The following is a 19,962-nucleotide window of genomic DNA, read 5'->3' on the forward strand; positions in this document are numbered from 1 at the left end:
AGTGGCGGTTGCGGTCACAGCAGATGGCGCAGCGCCCGGTCGCGGATCATCAACGCCGCGCGTTTGTCGCGCAGTTCGAGTTCGGCGGCGAAGCGGAATCCGGCGCCGAGGAACGCGGCGACGGACGGGGTGTTGCGCAGGTCGGGTTCGGCGATGACCCGGGCGCAGGCTGGTCGGTGGTCGAGGATGTGGTCGGCGACGGCGCGCAGCAGGGCGGTGCCCAGGCCCCGTCCGCGGTCGGCGACCTTGCCGATGAGCAGGTGGATGCCGGTGTCATGGGGACGGGACGGGTAGTAGCGGGCGACGGGGTCGAGGTCGGCGCGGTAGACCTCCCAGTAGCTCATGGGGGTGCCGTCCAGGACGCCGAGGCAGGGTCGGCTTCGGCCGTCTGCGTCGAGTTGGGTGCGCAGATGGCGGCGGGTGGTCTCCTCGGGTCCGGCGAGTTGCCAGAACTCGTCGACCGCCGGATCGTTCATCCACCGCGTGATGATGGGCACGTCACGGTCGGGGACCACCGGGACGAGTTGGAAGACGCCGCGAGGGGTGTTGACCGGGCCCCAGCCGCTGATGTCGTCGAGCAGGTCGTCGACCAGGCTCCTGGTCAGCGAGCCCGCTCCCGCCGCCGGGACGCTGGGCGGGATGACCAGGTCGACGGCGTCGGAGTCCAGGGTGAGGTCCAGGGTGTCGTCGCCGCTGCCGGTGGTCGTTGCGGGGCGGTTGTCAGTGGTGGCGTCGATACTGGCACTGACGTCGGTGTTGGTACTGGAGTCGGTGGGCGGCATCGGTGGCGCCCCTCCTCTCCTGGAGTGTCACGCCGCTGGTACGGCAAGGGGGTTGGGGATGGTGACGTATACGGACTGGGTGTCGACCGGGCCCACGAGTTCGTCCAGGCCGTGCAGGCGGGTGAGGAGGTTGGCCTTGCAGCGCAGGGTGGTCGCGTGCAGCAGCCGCTCCGGGAGCGTGGAGCCGCTGTCCTTGGCGGCCTGTACGAGGAAGCGCCGGAAGGCGGCGAGCAGCACCTGTTCGTCAGCGAGCCGCTGGGCGCCGAACGCGCCGATGAGACCCAGGGCGTTGTTGATACCGAGGTAGTAGGCGAACCGCTCGTCCGCCACCTCGTCGGCGACGAAGGTCTCGCTGGCGGTGCCGATGCCCGGCAGCCGCCGACCGAGTTCGGCACGCCGGGACTCGCGGAAGTAGTAGCCCTGGTTGTCGCGGTAGCGTCCGCCGGTGGGCCAGCCGTCGGCGTCCAGCAGGACGAGGGTGTTCTGCTGGTGGGCTTCGAGTGCCACACCGGCCTGACCGTCCAGCCAGAGCACGGGGCCGACCACGGTGTGCAGATAGCGCAGGAACCACTCGGTGGCCACGGCCGGGCCGGTCCTGCCGGTACGGGCGGCGAGCCGGGCGACGATGTCGGCGAGTCGGGAGCGGGCGAGCGTCGGCGGGCAGCCGGGCCAGGGGCGCGGAGAGGTCAGCCCGGCAAGGCAGTTGATGTCGTCCTGCGCGCCGAACGAGACGTGGCGCAGTACGACGTCGAGGCCGGGAACGGGTTCGCCGTCGGGTGTGTCGACGGCGAGCCATGCCGGGTCGCGCACGATGTCGAAGCCGGGGTGGTTGGCGTGCCACTGCTGGGCGAGTCCGCTGCGCAGCAGCCGGTGGACCTCCACGCCGCGGACGAGTTCCTTGCGGAGGTTCTCCCGGCGGGAGTTGGTGATCCGCACGGCGAGCGAGAGCTTGAGCATCGCGGGCGCGTCGGGCCGGTAGACGGTACGGATGGAGGAGGTCGGATGCCAGTGGTCGCCGTACGGGCCGAGGTCGTGCAGCAGTCCGGCGTCGAGGAGTTGGCGCACCCGGGGGCGGTGCCGTACTTCGCGTGCCTGCCAGGGGTGCAGCGGCAGGGCCACGGTGCCGGGCGGCAGCCTGAGTCCCTTTCCGGCCAGTCGGGCGGTGACGCGGTCGGCGGGGATGGAGCGGCCGCGGTCGGTCCAGGCGGAGTCGGTGGCCAGCACCGAGCGGTCGACGGCCATCCAGTGCAGCGGATACGCGCCGCGGGTCTCCGGCGAGTAGACGCGGGCCTCCGCGCCGGACAGGTCCTGGCGGCTCTTGGGGGTGGGGTGCAGCGGATGGCCGAGCAGCAGCGACTGTTCGGCTTCCAGGAACGGCGGGGTGCCGGGCGGTGCGGTCGGGTTGGCCCGCCGGTCGTCCACGAAGACCGCGGTGCGGCCCACCGAGTCGGCGACCCGGGCGGCCAGGTCGGCGGCCTCCTCGGCCGCGGCGCCGGTCTCCCGGGCGAGCAGTACGGCGAGGGTGACGGCGTCCACCGGCGCCCCGGACGGCATGGCGGGCGGGCCGAAGCGGTGGGTGCCGACCGCGGACCAGTGCCGTACCGGGACATGGAGCGTGACGCCGGTCGAGGTGAGCGGGATCCGCAGTGTGCCGTCCGGGTCCGGGGTGCCGCCGGTCTCCCGCGCCCAGCAGCGCAACAGGCTCTCCAGGCCGGCGTGGTTGGCGGTGGCGTAGGCGTCCCGCTGCTCCAGCGGGTCGGTGTCCCGCGGCCCGGTGTGCGGCACACCGTTGTGCTCGGCGTCGAAGTGGCCGGTCTCGGCGTGGTCCGCCGGTTCGGCGTCGGCCCGGCGGGGCGCGGACGGGATGGCGGGGCCGCGGGCGGGGCCCGGCGGGGTGGCGTCGGGCGTGGCGTCGGCCAGGGGCGGGTGGGAGGTCATCGCTGTGCTCCGTGGGGGGTGGACGACGGTGGGACGGCCTGGGAGCGGTGGTCGGCGGTACGCCGTCCGGTGGGGCGGCGCGAGGTACGACGGAGGGTTACCCCACCCCGGGCGGGTGCGATGCCCCGGTTTGGGATCACTGGGTGCGCGACCGCCTGCCCTGTGATCCGGGCGCGCGTCTCGCGCTCCGCGTGCTCCCGGCGCGTTCTCGGCACCGCGCACCGGCCGCGATTCATTTCGCGCCGCTCGCCTTCGCCTTGCGGGCCAGCCGGTCGGCGGCGGCGATGGCGTCGGTCAGCCGGTCGAGCACCGCCTCGGTCTGCTCGTCGGTGATGGTCAGCGGTGGCAGCAGCCGCACCACGCTGCCGTGCCGTCCGCCGAGTTCCACGATCAGTCCTCGGCGCAGTGCCTCGGTCCGTACGGCGGTGGCGAGTTGGGGGGCGGCGGGCAGTGCGCCGTACTCGTCGCGGTCGGCGTCGGCGTCGACCAGCTCGACGCCGATCATCAGGCCGCGTCCGCGTACGTCGCCGATGCAGGCGTGGTGGGCGGCGAGGCCGCGCAGCCGGGTGAGCATCCGGGCGCCCACCGTGGCGGCCCGTTCGGCCAGCCGGTTCTCCTGTACGTAGCGCAGGGTGGCCATGCCCGCCGCCATGGCGAGCTGGTTCCCGCGAAACGTTCCGGCGTGTGCTCCTGGCTGCCAGGCGTCGAGTTCCGCGCGATAGACGATCACGGCGAGCGGCAGGCTGCCGCCGATGGCCTTGGACAGCACCATGACGTCCGGCACGATCCCGCTGTGTTCCACCGCCCAGAAGGCGCCGGTGCGGCCCACCCCGGTCTGCACCTCGTCGACGATCAGCGGGATGCCGCGTCGCTCGGTGATCTCCCGCATCCGGCGCAGCCAGTTGTCGGGGGCGGGGATCACTCCGCCCTCGCCCTGTACCGCTTCCACGACCATCCCGGCGGGCGGCTGCACGCCTCCCTTGGGGTCGTCCAGCAGGCTGGCCGTCCAGCGCGCCGACAGCTCGGCGCCCCCGGTCCCGCCGACGCCGAACGGGCAGCGGTAGTCGTACGGGTAGGGCAGCCGGGTCACCCGGGCGTCGGCGTCGCCGACGGTGGCCCGGGCGGCGGTGTCGCCGGTGGCGGCGAGCGCGGCGGAGGTCATCCCGTGGTACGCGCCGGAGAAGGCGAGCAGTCCGCCGCGTCCGGTGGCGGTGCGCACCAGCTTGAGCGCGGCCTCCACCGCGTCGGTACCGGCCGGGCCGCAGAACTGGATCCGCGCGTGGTCGGCGAGTTCCGGCGGCAGGGTCTCCAACAGGGCGGTGGTGAAGGCGTCCTTGATGGGGGTGGCGAGGTCCAGGACGTGCAGCGGCGCACCGGAGTCCAGTACCGAGCGGATCGCCTCCAGCGCCACCGGGTGGTTGTGGCCGAGCGCCAACGTCCCAGCGCCGGCGAGGCAGTCGAGGTAGCGTCGGCCGTCGGCGCCCTCGATGGTCATGCCGCGGGCCCGTACCGGCACGATCGGCAGTGACCGGGCGTAGGTGCGCGCCGCCGACTCGCGTGCCGCCTGCCGCCGCAGGATGCCCTCGGCCTCGCCGCCGCCACCGCCCTCGACTCCGTTGCCGGGCAGCGCAGTTGCGAGCCGCTCGGCGGACTGGGTGGGCGCGGAGGCGAGGGCGGTGGATGGCGTTGCGGCCACGGGACGGGTCCTCCTGGGAGGTTGGCGTTGGGGTGCGCGGAGGGCGTTTCCCTCCCCGTGTCAACGCCCGGGGCGGCGGCTGGCAACGGCCGTTGGGGAGACCTTGACGGTCGGACGGCGCACCACGGCGGGGGCCCCAACCTTCACAGGTGAACCACACACCCCCCGTAAACCGTCCCCATCGGCAGCGGCATGATGGTGCATCGCTCCACGCCGGAGCATGACAAGGACACATCAGCGTCTTGACGTCCTCGGACGTGAGACATCAGGGGGAGAACACCCAATGCCAGCCATCCGCCGGTCCGCTCTCGCCACGGCGGCCGTCACCGCGGTCATCGCGCTGTCGGCCACCGCGTGCGGCCCGAACCAGCCCGACGCCGACGCCAAGCCGAGCGCGTCGGTCGCCCCGGCCGGGCAGTCGACACCGAAGCTGCCCGCCCGGGACCTGCAGAAGTGGAAGCAGGGCGACTGGAAGAAGTGGGACCACTGGGCGCACCAGGCGGCCGACTTCATCAACCCGGTCATCAAGAACCTGTGGAAGCCGTCCCGGATGAGCCAGGCGAAGGACAGCCCGAACGAGGTTCCGACCAGCATCGGCCAGGACCGGGGGGTCTCCGACCCGGCGCCCGCGGCGAAGGCCGCGCAGGCGGTGCAGACGCCGTACCACAACAACGCGGCACCGGTGGGCAAGGTGTTCTTCGACACCCCGCAGGGCTCGTTCGTCTGCTCCGGCACGGTGGTCGACGACCCGGCGCACCCGGGCAAGTCCAACCTGGTGTGGACCGCGGGCCACTGTGTGCACGCGGGCGCCAAGGGCGGCTGGTACCGCAACATCGCCTTCGTGCCGTCCTACAACGACCAGGCCCTGCCCGCCTCGCAGGTCAACTCCGCCCCGCAGAGCGAGGTCGCCCCGTACGGCGTGTGGTGGGCGGACTGGGCGCAGACCTCCAGCCAGTGGATCTCCACGGGTTCGGAGACCGGCGGCTACGGCTCCCCGTACGACTTCGCGGTGCTGCACGTGAAGCCGGAGAACGCGGGCGGCAAGTCCCTCCAGGAGACGGTGGGCGCGGCCCTGCCGGTGTGGTTCAACGCTCCGGCGGTGAACCAGTTCAGCTCGGTCGGCGCCTGGGGCTACCCGGCGGCCGCACCGTACGACGGCCAGAAGATGTTCGACTGCCTGGGCAAGCCGGGCCGGTTGTCGCTGGACCCGAGCATGCCGACCGAGTACCGCCTGGGCTGCACGATGACCGGCGGTTCCTCGGGCGGCGGCTGGTTCGCCAAGATGCCGAACGGCCAGGTGGCGCTGGTGTCCAACACCTCCATCGGGCCGGCCGACAACACCTGGCTGGCCGGACCGCACCTGGGCCCGGAGGCGCAGGGCGTCTACCAGGCGATCAGCCAGAAGTTCGCCAACCAGTAGGACGCGGCACACGAGTTGAGGCCCGCCGCCCCGGAAGGGCTGGCGGGCCTCGGTGCCGGAGTGCGCTCAGCGTTGGACCGCGAGGGCGAACGGCTCCAGTTCGGCGGCGAGGTCGTCGTGCACCCGGGCGGTGAGCAGCGTGCCCTCGCCGGTGTGCTCCTCGGCGAGCACCTCGCCGCTGGCGTGTACCCGGGAGACCAGCGCGCCGTGCGTGTACGGCACGAGCGCCTCAACCCGTACGGCGGGCCGGGGCAGTTCGTCGTCGATCAGCCGCAGCAGCTCGTCCATGCCGCGACCGGTGCGGGCGGAGACCGCGATGGAGTGCTTCTCGTTGCGCAGCAGCCGCTGGAGGACCAGCGGGTCCGCCGCGTCCGCCTTGTTGACCACCACGATCTCCGGCACGTCGAGCGCGCCGACGTCGCGGAACACCTCGCGCACCGCGGCGAGCTGCTCCTCGGGGACCGGGTGCGAGCCGTCCACCACGTGCAGGATCAGGTCGGCGTCGGCGACCTCCTCCATGGTGGAGCGGAACGCCTCGACCAGGTGGTGCGGCAGATGCCGGACGAACCCGACGGTGTCGGCGAGCGTGTAGAGCCGACCGCTGGGCGTCTCGGCCCGTCGCACGGTCGGGTCCAAGGTGGCGAACAGCGCGTTCTCCACCAGGACGCCGGCCCCGGTCAGCCGGTTGAGCAGCGAGGACTTGCCCGCGTTGGTGTAGCCCGCGATGGCCACCGAGGGGACCTGGTGGCGCTTGCGCTCCTTGCGCTTCAGATCGCGGCTGGTCTTCATCTCCGCGATCTCCCGGCGCATCTTCGCCATCTTCTCGCGGATCCGCCGCCGGTCCGTCTCGATCTTGGTCTCACCGGGACCACGGGTGGCCATGCCGCCGCCCGACGAGCCGGAGCCACCACCACCCATCTGCCGGGACAGCGACTGACCCCAGCCGCGCAGCCTGGGCAGCATGTACTGCATCTGGGCCAGGGAGACCTGCGCCTTGCCCTCTCGGGACTTGGCGTGCTGGGCGAAGATGTCGAGGATCAGCGCGGTGCGGTCGACCACCTTGACCTTGACCACGTCTTCCAGGTGGATCAGCTGGCCGGGGCTCAGCTCACCGTCGCAGACCACGGTGTCGGCGCCGGTCTCCACGACGATGTCGCGCAGTTCCTGGGCCTTGCCGGAGCCGATGTAGGTGGCCGGGTCGGGCTTGTCGCGGCGCTGGATCACTCCGTCGAGGACCAGGGCGCCCGCGGTCTCGGCGAGTGCGGCCAGCTCGGCCAGGGAGTTGTCGGCGTCGTCCACCGTGCCGTCGGTCCACACTCCGACCAGCACCACGCGCTCCAGGCGCAGCTGCCGGTACTCGACCTCGGTGATGTCCTCCAGCTCGGTGGACAGGCCCGCGACGCGGCGCAGCGAAGCACGGTCCGAGCGGTCGAACTGCTCGCCGTCCCGCTCCCCGTCGATCTCCTGGCTCCATGCGGTGTCCTCGTCCATCAGGGCGTGGGCCCGACGGTTCTCGGAAAGGCGCTGGCGGTCGGCCTCGTGGGCCGAGGAGGGAGCAGTGGAGTTGGTCATTTGTTCCTTTGCGTCACGGAGATGATGGTTTGCGGCCCGGGCGGCCGGGACCGTCCGTCGTATGTGGTAACGCGGCGCGGGGCCGGAGGATTCCCACGGCGGCCGCCTCGATGGTCGCACGGTACGGCGGCCACGTCACGTGTGTTTCGCCGGGGCCGCCCCCTGCCGCCACTTGGGGTGGCCGGGCATGGGCGGGGTGGTCTTGCCGTAGAGCCAGCCGCGCAGGAAACCGGACAGGTCGCGTCCGGCGACGTGCGAGGCCAGGGTGATGAAGTCGGCGGTGGAGGCGTTGCCGTCGCGGTGCACGGTGACCCAGACTCGCTCCAGCCGCCGGAACACGGCGTCGCCGATCTCCTGGCGCAGTGCGTACAGGGCCAGGGCGCCGCCGGAGTACACGTTGTCGCGGAAGATCGACAGCTGGTCACGGGCGGGCGGCTTGGGCAGGGCGGGCGGGCCCGCGAGGCGGCGGTTGGCGGCGTCCCGCTGGTAGGCGCTCCTGGCCTGCTGGTCCAGCGACGCCCCGTACCTCTTCTCCGCCCGGTAGCGCCACTCGTACCAGGTGGCGTGGCCCTCGTTGAGCCACAGGTCGGACCAGGCGGCGGGGGTGACGCTGTCACCGAACCACTGGTGGGACAGCTCGTGCACCATCAGCGGCGCGGCCAGGCGCTCGGGAGCGAGCAGGACCCGCCGCTCGAACAGGGACAGGGTCTGCGTCTCCAGCTCGAAGCCGGTCGTGGTGTCGACGTCGAGGATCCCGTACGTCTCGAAGGGGTAGCGGCCGACCTGCGCCTCCATCCAGGTCAGCTGCCCGGGGGTCAGTGCCAGCCGGGCGGCCAGCCGGTCTCGGTCGGCGGCGGCCACCACATCGCGCAGCGGCAGGCCCTCGGGGCCGGTGTGCCGCAGGACGGCGGAGCGCCCGATGGAGATCTGGGCCAGCTCGGTGGCCATCGGGTGCGCGGTGCGGTACGTCCAGGTGGTGCCGCCCGGGGAGACGCGCGGGGCACCCAGCGGGAGCCCGTTGGCGACGACGGTGATGCCGTTCGGCGCGGTGATCCGGAAGGTGAAGCGGGCCTTGTCGGACGGGTGGTCGTTGCAGGGGAAGACGCGGTGCGCGGACTCCGGCTGGTTGCCCATCGCCAGCCCGTCTCTGGTGCGGATCCAGCCGCCGTCGCCCGGCAGGCCGTGCGGGTCGCTGGTGTGGGTGATGGTGACGGTCATGGCTTCACGGGCGCGGATCTGCCGCCAGGGCGTGACCAGCAGTCGCTCCCCCTGTCGGGTGAACCGCGCCGGACGCCCGTCGACCAGCACCGACGACACCCGCGCACCCGTGAAGTCCAGTTGGAAGCCGTCCAGGGCGGTCAGCGCGCGCGCCCGGATCCGGGTGACCGCGTCCAGCGGCCGGCCTGGCCCGTGGTAGTCGAGCGAGATGTCGTAGGCGGTGGCGTCGTAGCTCGGATCGCCGACCGCCGGATAGAGCCGGTCGCCCCGGCCGACCGCCGGTGCGCCGGGCTGCTGGGCGCCGGTCAGGGCGAGGACGGTGGCGGCGGCCACGACCGCCCGGCCGACGGTGGTTGCGAACATGGACCACCGCTTATCAGCGCGGCGGTCGGGTCCGCGGGCGGCGCGGCCGGTTCCGCACCCGATCGGCCCCAGAAGGTCAGCGCGGTTGCCGTCAGCCGCGGGCGGCGGCCATCGGGCGGGCCTGGGTGCGGTAGACGTCGTAGACGCCGGGCACCCGGCGCATCGCCCGCATCAGCGCGGACAGGGCGCCCGGCTCGGGCAGTTCGATGGTGTACGTGTGGCGGACCCGCTGCTCCTGCGGGGGTTCCACGTCGGCGGCGAGGATGCCGACGCCCTCGGCGGAGATCGCCTCGGTGAGGTCGGCCAGCAGGTGGGGGCGGCCCAGCGCCTCGGCGCGGACGGTGACCCGGTATCCGGCGGCGGGCGTCTCGGTGCGCCAGCGCACGGTCTGCGGCGCACGCCCGGCGGCGGTCATCCTGGCCACCGCCGGACACTCGGCGCGGTGCACGGCGACGGTGCCGCCGCGGATGACGAACCCGGTCACCGCGTCCGGCGGCACCGGGGTACAGCAGCGGGCCAGCCGTACCGCCGCGCCCGGCCGGTCGGTGACCGCGACGGGCTCGGCGGCCGGCGCCTCCTCGGCGGTGCGCACCGGGCGGGACGCGCCGCCGCCCTCCTGCGCGGCGGGCTCCTCCTCGGCGCGTTCCTCGGGGTGGGCGGCCAGCCAGCGGCTGATCGCGATCCGCGCGGCGGCGGTGTGCGCGTGGCCCAGCCAGTCCGGGGACGGACCGGAGCCCGCGGCCATCAGCAGGTGCAGGGTGTCGCCGTCGCGCAGCGCGGTGCCGAGCGAGACGAGGCGGCCGTTGACCCGGGCGCCCACGCAGGTGTGCGCCGTCTCGCCGTGCAGCGCGTACGCCGCGTCGATACAGGAGGCTCCGGCGGACAGGCCGATGGTGCCGCCGTCGGCGGAGAAGACGGTGATCTCCCGGTCCTGGGCCAGTTCGTCGCGCAGCGCGGTCCAGAACGTGTCCGGGTCGGAGGCGTCCCGCTGCCACTCCAGCAGCCGGGAGAGCCAGCCGGGCCGGGTGGGGTCGGTGCGCTCGCCGTCGTCCGAACTGTCCGCCGTCGTATAGGGGTTGCCCAGGGCGACCACGCCGGCTTCGGCGACCCGGTGCATCTGCCGGGTGCGGACCAGGACTTCGGTGATCGCGCCGTGCCGGTCGGCGATGGCGGTGTGCAGCGACTGGTAGAGGTTGAACTTCGGGGCCGCGATGAAGTCCTTGAATTCCGCAATCACCGGAGTGAAGCAGGTGTGCAACTCCCCCAGTACGGCGTAGCAGTCGGCGTCCTCGCCGACCAGCACCAGCAGCCGGCCGAACTCGCTGCCGCCGAGCTGCCCGCCGCGTTTGAGCCGCGCCCGGTGTACGGAGAGCACATGCCGGGCGCGGATCCCCACCTCCGCGGTGATCCCGGCGTCCCGCAGCACCGCCCGCACCTCGTCGGCGACCTTCTCCAGCGGTTCCGGCCGGGAGTAGTGGTCCAGCATCAACTCCCTTGCCCGGGCGTAGTCCTCGGGGTGCAGGATGGCGAAGACCATGTCCTCCAGCTCGGTCTTGAGCGCCTGCACGCCCAACCGCTCGGCCAGCGGAATGAGCACGTCCCCGGTGACCTTGGCGATCCTGGCCTGCTTCTCCGGGCGCATCACGCCGAGGGTTCGCATGTTGTGCAGCCGGTCGGCCAGCTTGATGGACATCACGCGGACGTCGTTGCCGGTGGCGACCAGCATCTTGCGGAACGTCTCGGGCTCGGCCGCGGCCCCGTAGTCCACCTTCTCCAGCTTGGTGACACCGTCGACGAGGTAGCGCACCTCCGCGCCGAACTGCTCGCCCACCTGATCGAGCGTCACGTCGGTGTCCTCGACGGTGTCGTGCAGCAAGGACGCTGTCAACGTCGTTGTCTCCGCGCCGAGTTCGGCCAGGATCAGGGTGACGGCCAGCGGATGGGTGATGTAGGGCTCACCGCTCTTGCGGAACTGGCCGCGGTGCGAGGCCTCGGCGAGCACGTACGCCCGGCGCAGCGCGTCGAGGTCGGCGCGCGGATGGTGGCCGCGGTGCACCTTGGCGATGTGCTCGATGGCGTCGGGCAGCCGGTCCCGGCCACCGGCCGCGCCCAACAGCGCGGCCCGGCCGAGTCTGCGCAGATCCAGGCGGGACAGACCGCGCCTGCGCTCGGTCCCCTGGGATGCGGTCACCGCGTCAACGGCGTTCTTAGCGCTCATCGGGCACCTCCGGCAGCCAACACCGGCGGCGTGCTGGATGCCGCGCCGGTGCTTGATGCTACCGAGCCCGCCACCGGCTGCTGTCGGCCTCTCGCCCAGGGTGATCCGGATCACCCGCCGGATCACCCTTTAGAGGGAACGCGGATACCGACACATTTGCGGTCTAGTCGGCGGTCGCGAGCCAGTGCGGATCGATGACGCCCTCCGCGACGATGACCGCGGGGCCGGTCATCTCCACGGTGCCGTCAGGGTGTTCGGCGATCACCAGCCGTCCGCCGGGCACGTCGACCGTGTAGCGGACCGGGCTGCCGGTGACGGCCGGGTCGACCCCGTCGCGGCGCGCGGCGGCGACCATCACGGCGCAGGCGCCGGTGCCGCAGGAGCGCGTCTCGCCGGAGCCGCGCTCGTGCACCCGCAGGGCCACATGGCGCGGGCCGCGGTCGACCACGAACTCGACGTTGACGCCTGCGGGGTAGGCGTCGGCGGGGCTCACCAGCGGGGCGTCGAACAGCTTCCCGGCGTCCGCGAGGTCCGCGACGAACGCGACGGCGTGCGGGTTGCCCATGTTGACGTTGCGGGCGGGCCAGGAGCGCTCGCCCACGGTGACGGTGATCTCACCGGAGGGCAGCAGCGCACGGCCCATGTCCACGGTGATGTCGCCGGGCGTGCCGTCCGGGCCCGGCTTGGCGAGGTGGACCCGGCGGATACCGGCGCGGGTGGCGACGGCCAGGTCGCCCGCCTCGGCGAGCCCGGCGCGCTCCAGGTAGCGGGCGAAGACCCGGACGCCGTTGCCGCACATCTCGGCGACGCTGCCGTCGCTGTTGCGGTAGTCCATGAACCACTCGGCCTCGTCGGCGAGCGCGGTGGCCTCCGGGTGCGCGGCGCAGCGCACCACGCGCAGCAGGCCGTCGCCGCCGATGCCCGCCCTGCGGTCGCACAGCCGGGCCACGTCCGTGGCGGACAGGTCGAGCCGCCCGTCCGGGTCGGGGACGATCACGAAGTCGTTCTCGGTGCCGTGGCCCTTGAGGAAGGGCAGCGGCTGCGGTGCGGCGTTCACGTCTTCGATCGTATCCTGCGGCCCTTCACGGGCCGCGGTGCGTCGGGAGCGCCGGTTCGCGGCGCCGGTTGCCCGGCGGCGCGGCGAGCCTTTGCGAGGGCCCGGGATCAGCGCAGGCGGGCCACGCGCCAGACGGCCAGCAGGGCGACCAGGAGGGCGAAGGCGGTGTAACCGGCGACGAAGCGCCAGTCGGGGCGCTGGCCGGAGCCCCGGGCGGGCAGGCCCGGCCAGGTGTAGCCGACCCGGCGGGCGGCCATGATGGCCCAGCCCGCCGAACAGCAGCTGAGCAGCAGGCCGAGCATGGCGACCACCGGTCCCCCGTCGCCGAACTCGAAGGCGAGCGGGAAGGCGAACATCAGCGAACCCACGGTGCCCAGCCCGACGATCGGGACGAGTTGCCAGATGCGCATCCGGCGCGGCGGGCGCAGTTCCCGGAAGGACTGCGCGTCGGATTCCGCTTCCGGGTCCGTCTCGTCCTCGGCGGGGCCGTCGTCGGTCAACGGGAGGGCTGCCAGCTCACTGTCCGGGCGCGGCTGCGGCAGTTCGTCCGCAGGCCGCCGCTGGTCCCGCCCGGGTCGGTCACGAGGGCCGGCCTCCATCGCCACACGCCCTCCCACCTCGTCCGATGTAGCCCGTGCTCGATAATGGCACGGTGTCAGGGCGGTCAACCCCCAGCGGGGCGTCCCGTGGCCATCACGTGATCAGGCTGTGACCGCCCGTTCGAGCAACGCCATTGTCTGGTCGGCGAGTTCCGTTAGCCCACCGCTGATCCAGTGCACCCTCGCGTCCCGGCGGAACCACGAGTCCTGACGGCGCGCGAAGCGCTTGGTGGCGCGCACGGTCTCCGCCCGCGCCTCGTCCTCGCCGCACTCACCGGCGAAGTGCGCCAGCACCTGCTGGTAGCCCAGCGCGCGGGAGGCGGTCAGCCCGTCGCGCAGCCCGACGGCCTCCAGCGCCCGCACCTCGTCCAGCAGTCCGGCCTGCCACATCCGGTCCACCCGCAGGGTGATCCGCTCGTCGAGCACCGGGCGCGGTACGTCCACACCGATCTGGACGGTGTCGTAGACCGACCGCTGGGCGTCCGGGCCGGGCAGGTTGGCGGTGAACGGGCGGCCGGTGATCTCCACGACCTCCAGCGCGCGCACGATGCGGCGCCCGTTGCTGGGCAGGATCGACCGCGCCGCCTCGGGGTCCACGGCGGCCAGCCGGGCGTGCAGCGGACCGGTGCCGCGCTCCTGCAACTCCCGCTCCAGCCGGGCCCGCACCTCGGGGTCGGTGCCGGGGAACTCCAGGACGTCGATCGCGGCCCGTACGTACAGGCCGGAGCCGCCGACCAGGATCGGCGTGCGCCCGGCCGCCAGCAGCCGGTCGATCTCGGCGCGCGCCAGCCGCTGGTACTCGGCGACGCTGGCCGCCACCGTCACGTCCCAGATGTCGAGCAGATGGTGTGGGACACCACCGCGCTCGCTCTCGGTGAGCTTGGCGGTGCCGATGTCCATCCCGCGGTAGAGCTGCATAGAGTCGGCGTTGACGACCTCGCCGCCGAGGGACTGTGCGAGCCGGACGCCCAGGTCGGACTTTCCGGCGGCGGTGGGGCCGACGACGGCGATCACCCGGGGGGTGCGGGGGGATGGGACAACGTTGTTCACCTCCCCAGTCTCCCAAATGCCGCGCACCGCCCTCGATCGAGTTACGTGACTGGTCACGTGTGCGGTCGTTGCCCGAGCGGACGCGGTTTTTCCCCCGCACGAGCAAGGTCTGGAGTAACTAATGGGTGTTTTCGATTGGCTTCGGCGTGGTTCGTCCACCAAGGCGGCGACCGAGGCGGCGCCGGCCGAGAGCGCCAGCACCGCACCGGAGGAGACACCGGAGGAGTCGGCCAAGTCCGCGGAGTCCGCCGACCAGGTCGGCATCCCCAAGCAGCAGTCCGCCGACAAGGCGGCCGACAGCGAGACCGGCGAAGGCGCCCGCAACTGAGCCCCGCGCCCCGGGCCTGACGGCCCGCCAACCCGACGGGCCGCGCAGCCAAGCGCTGCGCGGCACGTCGCGTACCGCCGCCCGCCCTCAGGACCAGGCGGCCACGAAGTACCCGACGCCGTACGGCGCTTCGTCGTACAGCAGCTCGCCGCGCAGTCGCGCGCCCTCGGCCGCGCCCGCGAGCACCTGCCAGGGCGCCCGCCCGGCGGCCAGCAGTTCGGCGGCGAGCTTGGCGTCCAGGGCGGCGAGCGCGGTGGTGTCGGCGCGCGCCAGCGCGGCGGCCACCGAGGCGTCGAACGGCTCGGCCCGCTCGTCGAAGTAGCCGGGACCCTTCGGGCTGCGCCGCGCGCTGCCGTCCGCGGCCACCAGCATCGCCACCCGCTGCGCGGACGCCGCCAGTTCCCGGCCCAGCTCGGCGCACGACTCCGGGGCCAGCGGCTCACCGACCCCCAGGCCCTCGACGGGCGCCGCGGTCCACTCGGTGCGGGTCAGCAGCCAGGCCGCCACCGCGAGCGACGGGGGCAGCAGCCGTCCGGGCGCCTCGCCCTGCCGCTCTCCGAGCGTGACGTCCAGGTGGACGCCGAACGACCGGAACGAGCCGGTGGCGCCCTGCGGATGCGGTCCCCGCCCGGACTGCTCGGCGGGCCCGAGCACCATCAGGCGGTCGGGCCTGGCGGCGGCCAGCACCCCGACGGCGTCCGCACAGGCGGCCCGCAGCCCGTCCAGCTCGGGCGCGGCACCCACCGCGACCTCAGGCACCAGCAACGGCGGGCAGGGCACTACGGCGGCGGCGACCAGCATGTCCGGCACCTTACCGGGCGGTGATCGCCCGGGCGGTCAGAGCAGGACGTCGCGGCCCGGCCATGAGGGCCGTTCGGGCACCGGGCCGTCGTGCGGCCCGAGCGGCGACGACCGCCGCCTCTTCCGCGCGGGCCCGCGCGTCCCCGTTCCGCGGCTCAGTCGCAGCCGCAGGCGTTCGCCGGGGCCGGTGCGGGCGCCGGAACGCCGACGGTGGGCAGGCCGAGCATCACGCCCTTGGGCTCGGGCGCGGCGGTGCGCCGCTCCCACGCGTCGCCCGCACGGGTGCGCCGCACCGCCAGGGCGGGGCGCTCGGCGAGCAGGTGGTGCGGGGCCGCGTAGGTGACCTCGACGGTCACCACATCGCCCGGACGCACCGGCTCCGTGGGGCGCTCGAAGTGCACCAGGCGGTTGTCGGGCGCCCGGCCCGACAGCCGGTGGGTGGCGTCGTCCTTGCGGCCCTCGCCCTCGGCGACCAGCACCTCAAGGGTGCGTCCCACCTGCTTCTTGTTCTCCTCCCAGGAGATCTCCTCCTGGAGCGCGACCAGCCGCTCGTAGCGCTCCTGGACGACCTCCTTGGGGATCTGCCCGTCCATCGTGGCGGCCGGGGTGCCCGGCCGCTTGGAGTACTGGAAGGTGAAGGCCTGGGCGAAGCGCGCCTCCCGCACCACGTGCAGGGTCTGCTCGAAGTCCGCCTCGGTCTCGCCGGGGAAGCCGACGATGATGTCGGTGGAGATGGCGGCGTCCGGCATCGCGGCGCGTACCTTCTCGATGATGCCGAGGTAGCGCTCCTGCCGGTAGGAGCGGCGCATCGCCTTGAGCACGGTGTCGGAGCCGGACTGCAGCGGCATGTGCAGCTGGTGCATCACGTTCGGCGTCTCGGCCATCGCCGCGATCACGTCGTCGGTGAAGTCCCGCGGGTGCGGCGAGGTGAAGCGCACCCGCTCCAGGCCCTCGACGTTGCCGCAGGCGCGCAGCAGCTTGGAGAACGCCTCGCGGTCGCCGATGTCGGAGCCGTACGCGTTGACGTTCTGGCCGAGCAGCGTGACCTCGATGACGCCGTCCGCGACCAGCGTCTCGACCTCGGCCAGGATGTCGCCGGGACGGCGGTCCTTCTCCTTGCCGCGCAGCGCCGGGACGATGCAGAAGGTGCAGGTGTTGTTGCAGCCGACGGAGATGGCGACCCATGCGGCATAGGCGGACTCGCGGCGGGTGGGCAGCGTGGAGGGGAAGGTCTCCAGCGACTCGACGATCTCGACCTGCGCCTCTTCCGCGATCCTGGCCCGCTCCAGCAGCACCGGCAGCTGTCCGATGTTGTGGGTGCCGAAGACCACGTCGACCCAGGGCGCCTTCTTCACGATGGTGTCCCGGTCCTTCTGCGCGAGGCAGCCGCCGACCGCGATCTGCATACCCGGCCGCGCGGCCTTCCTGGGCGCGAGCTGCCCGAGGTTGCCGTAGAGCCGGTTGTCGGCGTTCTCCCGCACCGCACAGGTGTTGAAGACCACCACATCGGCGTCATCACCAGTGGATGCCCGTACATACCCCGCGTCCTCCAGCAGCCCGGCCAGCCGCTCGGAGTCGTGGACGTTCATCTGGCACCCGTAGGTGCGCACCTCATATGTCTTCGCGCTCATCTCAATCCACCAGGGTACGTGCTCGGGCCCAGCCGCCGCCGCGCCCTTACCAAGCCCCGGTCGTGCTGGCAGGATCGCGGGTCATGAGGTTTCAGCTACCAGCCAGGCGAGGGCGGGCCGTGCGGTTGGGGATCGCCCTGGGGCTGGCGGGCGCGCTGGTGCTGTGGGAGGTGCTGCACTCTGCCGGGACGCCGTATCCGCGTGGGCCGCTGACCGTCGCCACCGGGGTGCCGAGCGGGGTGTACCAGAAGTACGGGGCGTTGCTCCAGGGCGATCTACGGCGTGACCTGCCCGGGGTGGCGGTGCGGCTGAAGGCGTCGCAGGGGTCGGTGCAGAACCTGGAGTACCTGGCTTCCGGCCAGGCCGACTTCACCTTCACCCAGGCCGACGCCGCGGCCGACTACCACGGGCCCGGCGCCTCGCATCTGCGGGCGGTGGCCCGGCTGTACGACGACTACATGCAACTGATCGTGCCCGCCCGGTCGAAGGTGAACTCGGTGCGCGACCTGCGCGGCCTGCGGGTGGGCATCGGCCAGCCGGGCTCCGGCGTGAGCCTCATCGCGCGGCGGCTGCTCAAGGCCGCCCGACTCGACGCGGACCGGGACCTCAAGGCGGTGCCCGCCGGGGTGGACACCGCGCCGGAACTGCTGGAGTCCGGGAAGCTGGACGCGTTCTTCTGGTCCGGCGGGCTGCCCACCCTGGCGATCCAGCAACTGGCCAGGGAGTACCCGATCAAACTGGTCCCGCTCGCCGACGTGATACAGCCGCTGCACCAACTCGGCGCCGCGGCCGACTTCTACCGGGCGGCGGTGATGCCGCCGGACGCGTACCCCAACGTGCAGCACGGGCAGTCGATCGAGACGATCGCGGTGGCGAACCTTTTAGTCACCACGGACCGCACCGACCCCGCGCTGGTGCAGCGGGTCACCCAGACGGTGATCGACAGCCGGGACAGCATCGGCGCGGTGGTGCACTCGGCCCAGCAGGTCGACCTGCGTACCGCGATCTTCACCGATCCGCTGCCGCTGCACGAGGGCGCGCGCCGCTACTACCTGTCGGTCAAGCCGTAGGTTCGCTACGCGGCACGGTGAGCGTCACCCGCAGTCCGTGCGGCTGGTTGGGCGCGTAGCCGATCGTGCCGCCGCCCTTGGCGAGCAGCACCCGGGCGATGGACAGGCCGAGGCCCGAGCCGTCCACGTTCTGGTGGCGCGAGCCGCGCCAGAACCGGTCGCCGATCCGGGCGAGTTCGTCCTCGGTGAGCCCGGGACCGCCGTCGGCCACCACCACCTTGACGGTGTCCGCCCCGGTCAGCACGCTGACCACCACCTCCGCACCGTCCGGGGTGAACTTCACCGCGTTGTCCACCACCGCGTCCAGGGCGCTGGACAGTGCGATGGGGTCGGCCCAGCCGGTGGCCGCCGCGGCACCCTCGTGGCGGAGCCCGACCCCCGCCCGGTCCGCGGCGGGCCGCCAGGCGGCGACCCGGTCCGCGGCGAGCGCCGCGATGTCGGTCAACCGCAGGTTGGCGGCGGCGTGTTCGGCGGTGGCCAGGCCCAGCAGGTCGTCCAGCACGGTCGCCAGCCGTTTGCCCTCCTCCCGTACCGAGGCGATCTCCGCGTGGTCTTCCGGCAGTTCCAGGCTGAGCAGCTCTATCCGCAGCAGCAGCGCGGACAGCGGGTTGCGCAACTGGTGGGAGGCGTCCGCGACGAACGCCCGCTGCTGCTCCAGCACCGCCTCGACGTTGTCGGCCATCTCGTTGAACGACCGTGCCAGGCGGCGCAGTTCGGGCGGCCCGCCGGCCGCCGCGACGCGTGAGGCCAGCCGTCCGGTGGCGATGTCGTGGGCGGCCCGGTCCAGTACCCTGACCGGCCGCAGCACCCAGGCGGTGAGCCGGATCGCGGCCAGCACGGCCACCACCGTGGCGGCCAGTTCACCGCCCACGATCAGCAGCCAGCCGTGCAGCACCCGGGAGCGCATGGCGCCGGTGGGCGAGTCGGTGAGGACGACGGCGACCACGTCGCCGTCCCGCACGATGGGCGAGGCGACGGTGATCCGGCTGTGCTGCCACGGCCACACCTGCGGCGGGTTGTGGCTGCGCCGTCCGGCCAGCGCCTCCTGGAACGACGGGTCGGCGACGACCTGGCGTCGGGTGAGCCAGTTCCGGGGGGCCACCGCCATCGTCGAGCCGTCGCGGTAGAAGACGCCGACGCGTATCCCGTACAGGTCCTCGTAGCGGGTGAGTTCGCTGCGCAGGGTCGACTCCCGCTCGCCGTCGTTGACCACGATGGTGCCGTCCGGCTCGCTGCTGGCGCTCACGTACTGGGCGATGGCGGCGAACCGCGCGGTGTCGTCGATGCGGTCCACGATGAGCCGCTGCTGCTGCGCGGCGGCCAGGCTGGCGGCGAGCGGGAAGCCGAGGGCGATCAGTACTGCCGCCATCAGGACGAGCAGCAGCGGAAGGAGGCGGGTGCGCACGGGGCGGGCGCCTACCGGGCGGCCGGGACGACGAGCCGGTAGCCGACCCCGCGTACGGTCTCGATCAGCGTGGGCAGCCCCAACTTGGAGCGCAGCGAGGCCACATGGACCTCCAGGGTGCGCCCGGTGCCCTCCCAGTTGGTACGCCACACCTCGCTGATGATCTGCTCCCGGCGGAAGACCACTCCGGGCCGCTGGGCGAGCAGCGCCAGCAGGTCGAACTCCTTGCGGGTCAGCGCCACCGGCTCACCGTCCACCGCGACCTGCCGGGTGGGCAGCTCTATGGCGATCGGGCCGAGCCGCACCTCGGGCCGGAGCCCGTCCGCGGGCCCGTCCGGGTCGCGGTGCTCGGGCGGGCGGCGGCTGACGGCGTGGATGCGGGCGAGCAGTTCGCCGGTGTCGTACGGCTTGACCACGTAGTCGTCGGCGCCGAGGTTGAGGCCGTGGATCCTGGACCGTACGTCCGCCCGCGCGGTCACCATGATCACCCGGGTGTCGGTGCCGCGCTTGATGCGGCCGCACACCTCGAAGCCGTCCTGGTCCGGCAGTCCCAGGTCGAGCAGCACCACCGCGAACGGCGGTCCGGCGTCCGGCAGCAGCGCGCGCAGCGCCTCCTCACCGCTGCGGGCGTGGACGACGTCGATGCCGTGTCTGGCGAGCACCGCGGACAGCGCGGCGGCGACCCTGTCGTCGTCCTCGACCAGCAACAGCCGCATCGGCTCTCCCCCCAGTCCTGCCTGTCCGTACCCGGCGTGCGCAGCCGGCGTGCGCAGCCGGCAGCATCGAATACACCCCGACACCCGGGTGCCCCGTC

The 19,962-nt window shown here is 73.0% G+C and carries 16 protein-coding genes; 3 read left to right on the forward strand and 13 right to left on the reverse strand.

Going from position 1 to position 19,962, the window contains the following annotated elements; all coding sequences use genetic code 11:
* Positions 1-14 precede the first annotated feature (14 nt).
* The 3 genes from O5O46_RS18715 to O5O46_RS18725 all read right to left on the reverse strand — a co-directional run bounded on the left by O5O46_RS18715 (position 15) and on the right by O5O46_RS18725 (position 4,347).
* A complete protein-coding gene (locus tag O5O46_RS18715) occupies positions 15-782 on the reverse strand; it encodes a GNAT family N-acetyltransferase (protein WP_269856623.1) in 768 nt (255 codons plus the stop codon).
* Between the two features lie 27 nt (positions 783-809).
* Positions 810-2,720: an IucA/IucC family protein gene (locus O5O46_RS18720; RefSeq protein WP_269856624.1), complete on the reverse strand. Its 1,911-nt coding sequence runs from the start codon at positions 2,718-2,720 to the stop codon at positions 810-812.
* A 232-nt stretch (positions 2,721-2,952) separates the two neighbouring features.
* A complete protein-coding gene (locus tag O5O46_RS18725; protein WP_269856669.1) occupies positions 2,953-4,347 on the reverse strand; it encodes a diaminobutyrate--2-oxoglutarate transaminase in 1,395 nt (464 codons plus the stop codon).
* Between the two features lie 352 nt (positions 4,348-4,699).
* Here O5O46_RS18725 and O5O46_RS18730 point away from each other — a divergent pair, with 352 nt between their 5' ends.
* Entirely contained in the window at positions 4,700-5,836 is a 1,137-nt protein-coding gene (locus tag O5O46_RS18730; protein WP_269856625.1) for a trypsin-like serine peptidase, read from the forward strand.
* 66 nt (positions 5,837-5,902) lie between these two features.
* On the opposite strand, the gene hflX is transcribed toward O5O46_RS18730, so the two are convergent.
* The 6 genes from hflX to miaA all read right to left on the reverse strand — a co-directional run bounded on the left by hflX (position 5,903) and on the right by miaA (position 13,913).
* Positions 5,903-7,408 (reverse strand): GTPase HflX, encoded by a 1,506-nt coding sequence (gene hflX / locus O5O46_RS18735; protein WP_269856626.1) that lies wholly within the window; start codon positions 7,406-7,408, stop codon positions 5,903-5,905.
* Positions 7,409-7,543: 135 nt separating this feature from the next.
* Complete coding sequence (locus tag O5O46_RS18740) at positions 7,544-8,989, reverse strand: M1 family metallopeptidase (protein ID WP_269856627.1); 1,446 nt, start codon at positions 8,987-8,989, stop codon at positions 7,544-7,546.
* 91 nt (positions 8,990-9,080) lie between these two features.
* Positions 9,081-11,207, reverse strand: coding sequence for a RelA/SpoT family protein (locus O5O46_RS18745; protein ID WP_269856628.1), 2,127 nt, complete (start codon positions 11,205-11,207; stop codon positions 9,081-9,083).
* A 163-nt stretch (positions 11,208-11,370) separates the two neighbouring features.
* Complete coding sequence (gene dapF, locus O5O46_RS18750; RefSeq protein WP_269856629.1) at positions 11,371-12,264, reverse strand: diaminopimelate epimerase; 894 nt, start codon at positions 12,262-12,264, stop codon at positions 11,371-11,373.
* A gap of 107 nt (positions 12,265-12,371) precedes the next feature.
* Positions 12,372-12,863, reverse strand: a complete 492-nt coding sequence (locus O5O46_RS18755; protein WP_276095402.1) for a hypothetical protein — start codon at positions 12,861-12,863, stop codon at positions 12,372-12,374.
* Positions 12,864-12,965: 102 nt separating this feature from the next.
* Positions 12,966-13,913 carry a tRNA (adenosine(37)-N6)-dimethylallyltransferase MiaA gene (gene miaA / locus O5O46_RS18760; RefSeq protein ID WP_269856631.1) on the reverse strand — a complete coding sequence of 316 codons (948 nt, stop codon included), beginning with the start codon at positions 13,911-13,913 and terminating at the stop codon, positions 12,966-12,968.
* Between the two features lie 121 nt (positions 13,914-14,034).
* Here miaA and O5O46_RS18765 point away from each other — a divergent pair, with 121 nt between their 5' ends.
* Positions 14,035-14,241, forward strand: coding sequence for a gliding motility protein (locus O5O46_RS18765; protein ID WP_269856632.1), 207 nt, complete (start codon positions 14,035-14,037; stop codon positions 14,239-14,241).
* A gap of 87 nt (positions 14,242-14,328) precedes the next feature.
* Here O5O46_RS18765 and O5O46_RS18770 read toward each other — a convergent pair whose 3' ends face one another.
* Positions 14,329-15,042: a class III extradiol dioxygenase subunit B-like domain-containing protein gene (locus O5O46_RS18770; RefSeq protein ID WP_269856633.1), complete on the reverse strand. Its 714-nt coding sequence runs from the start codon at positions 15,040-15,042 to the stop codon at positions 14,329-14,331.
* 155 nt (positions 15,043-15,197) lie between these two features.
* Positions 15,198-16,673 (reverse strand): tRNA (N6-isopentenyl adenosine(37)-C2)-methylthiotransferase MiaB, encoded by a 1,476-nt coding sequence (miaB, locus tag O5O46_RS18775; protein ID WP_269856634.1) that lies wholly within the window; start codon positions 16,671-16,673, stop codon positions 15,198-15,200.
* An 83-nt stretch (positions 16,674-16,756) separates the two neighbouring features.
* Between miaB and O5O46_RS18780 the strand changes: the two genes are divergently transcribed.
* On the forward strand, positions 16,757-17,743 hold the full coding sequence (locus O5O46_RS18780; RefSeq protein ID WP_269856635.1) for a TAXI family TRAP transporter solute-binding subunit: 987 nt from the start codon (positions 16,757-16,759) through the stop codon (positions 17,741-17,743).
* Here O5O46_RS18780 and O5O46_RS18785 read toward each other — a convergent pair.
* Positions 17,733-19,148, reverse strand: coding sequence for a sensor histidine kinase (locus O5O46_RS18785; RefSeq protein ID WP_269856636.1), 1,416 nt, complete (start codon positions 19,146-19,148; stop codon positions 17,733-17,735). The two genes, O5O46_RS18780 and O5O46_RS18785, sit on opposite strands and share 11 nt — an antisense overlap.
* An 11-nt stretch (positions 19,149-19,159) precedes the next feature.
* Complete coding sequence (locus O5O46_RS18790) at positions 19,160-19,864, reverse strand: response regulator transcription factor (RefSeq protein WP_269856637.1); 705 nt, start codon at positions 19,862-19,864, stop codon at positions 19,160-19,162.
* Between the last annotated feature and the right edge of the window lie 98 nt (positions 19,865-19,962).

This window comes from Streptomyces sp. RPT161, assembly GCF_027533845.1.
GTDB lineage: Bacteria > Actinomycetota > Actinomycetes > Streptomycetales > Streptomycetaceae > Streptantibioticus_A > Streptantibioticus_A silvisoli_A.

Excerpts from the sequence above, each read along its gene's own strand:
- O5O46_RS18715 (WP_269856623.1), bottom strand. The coding sequence starts at position 782 with ATGCCGCCCACCGACTCCAGTACCAACACCGACGTCAGTGCCAGTATC.
- O5O46_RS18720 (WP_269856624.1), bottom strand. The coding sequence starts at position 2,720 with ATGACCTCCCACCCGCCCCTGGCCGACGCCACGCCCGACGCCACCCCG.
- O5O46_RS18730 (WP_269856625.1), top strand. The coding sequence starts at position 4,700 with ATGCCAGCCATCCGCCGGTCCGCTCTCGCCACGGCGGCCGTCACCGCG.
- hflX (WP_269856626.1), bottom strand. The coding sequence starts at position 7,408 with ATGACCAACTCCACTGCTCCCTCCTCGGCCCACGAGGCCGACCGCCAG.
- O5O46_RS18740 (WP_269856627.1), bottom strand. The coding sequence starts at position 8,989 with ATGTTCGCAACCACCGTCGGCCGGGCGGTCGTGGCCGCCGCCACCGTC.
- O5O46_RS18745 (WP_269856628.1), bottom strand. The coding sequence starts at position 11,207 with ATGAGCGCTAAGAACGCCGTTGACGCGGTGACCGCATCCCAGGGGACC.
- O5O46_RS18755 (WP_276095402.1), bottom strand. The coding sequence starts at position 12,863 with ATGGAGGCCGGCCCTCGTGACCGACCCGGGCGGGACCAGCGGCGGCCT.
- O5O46_RS18765 (WP_269856632.1), top strand. The coding sequence starts at position 14,035 with ATGGGTGTTTTCGATTGGCTTCGGCGTGGTTCGTCCACCAAGGCGGCG.
- O5O46_RS18770 (WP_269856633.1), bottom strand. The coding sequence starts at position 15,042 with ATGCTGGTCGCCGCCGCCGTAGTGCCCTGCCCGCCGTTGCTGGTGCCT.
- miaB (WP_269856634.1), bottom strand. The coding sequence starts at position 16,673 with ATGAGCGCGAAGACATATGAGGTGCGCACCTACGGGTGCCAGATGAAC.
- O5O46_RS18780 (WP_269856635.1), top strand. The coding sequence starts at position 16,757 with ATGAGGTTTCAGCTACCAGCCAGGCGAGGGCGGGCCGTGCGGTTGGGG.
- O5O46_RS18790 (WP_269856637.1), bottom strand. The coding sequence starts at position 19,864 with ATGCGGCTGTTGCTGGTCGAGGACGACGACAGGGTCGCCGCCGCGCTG.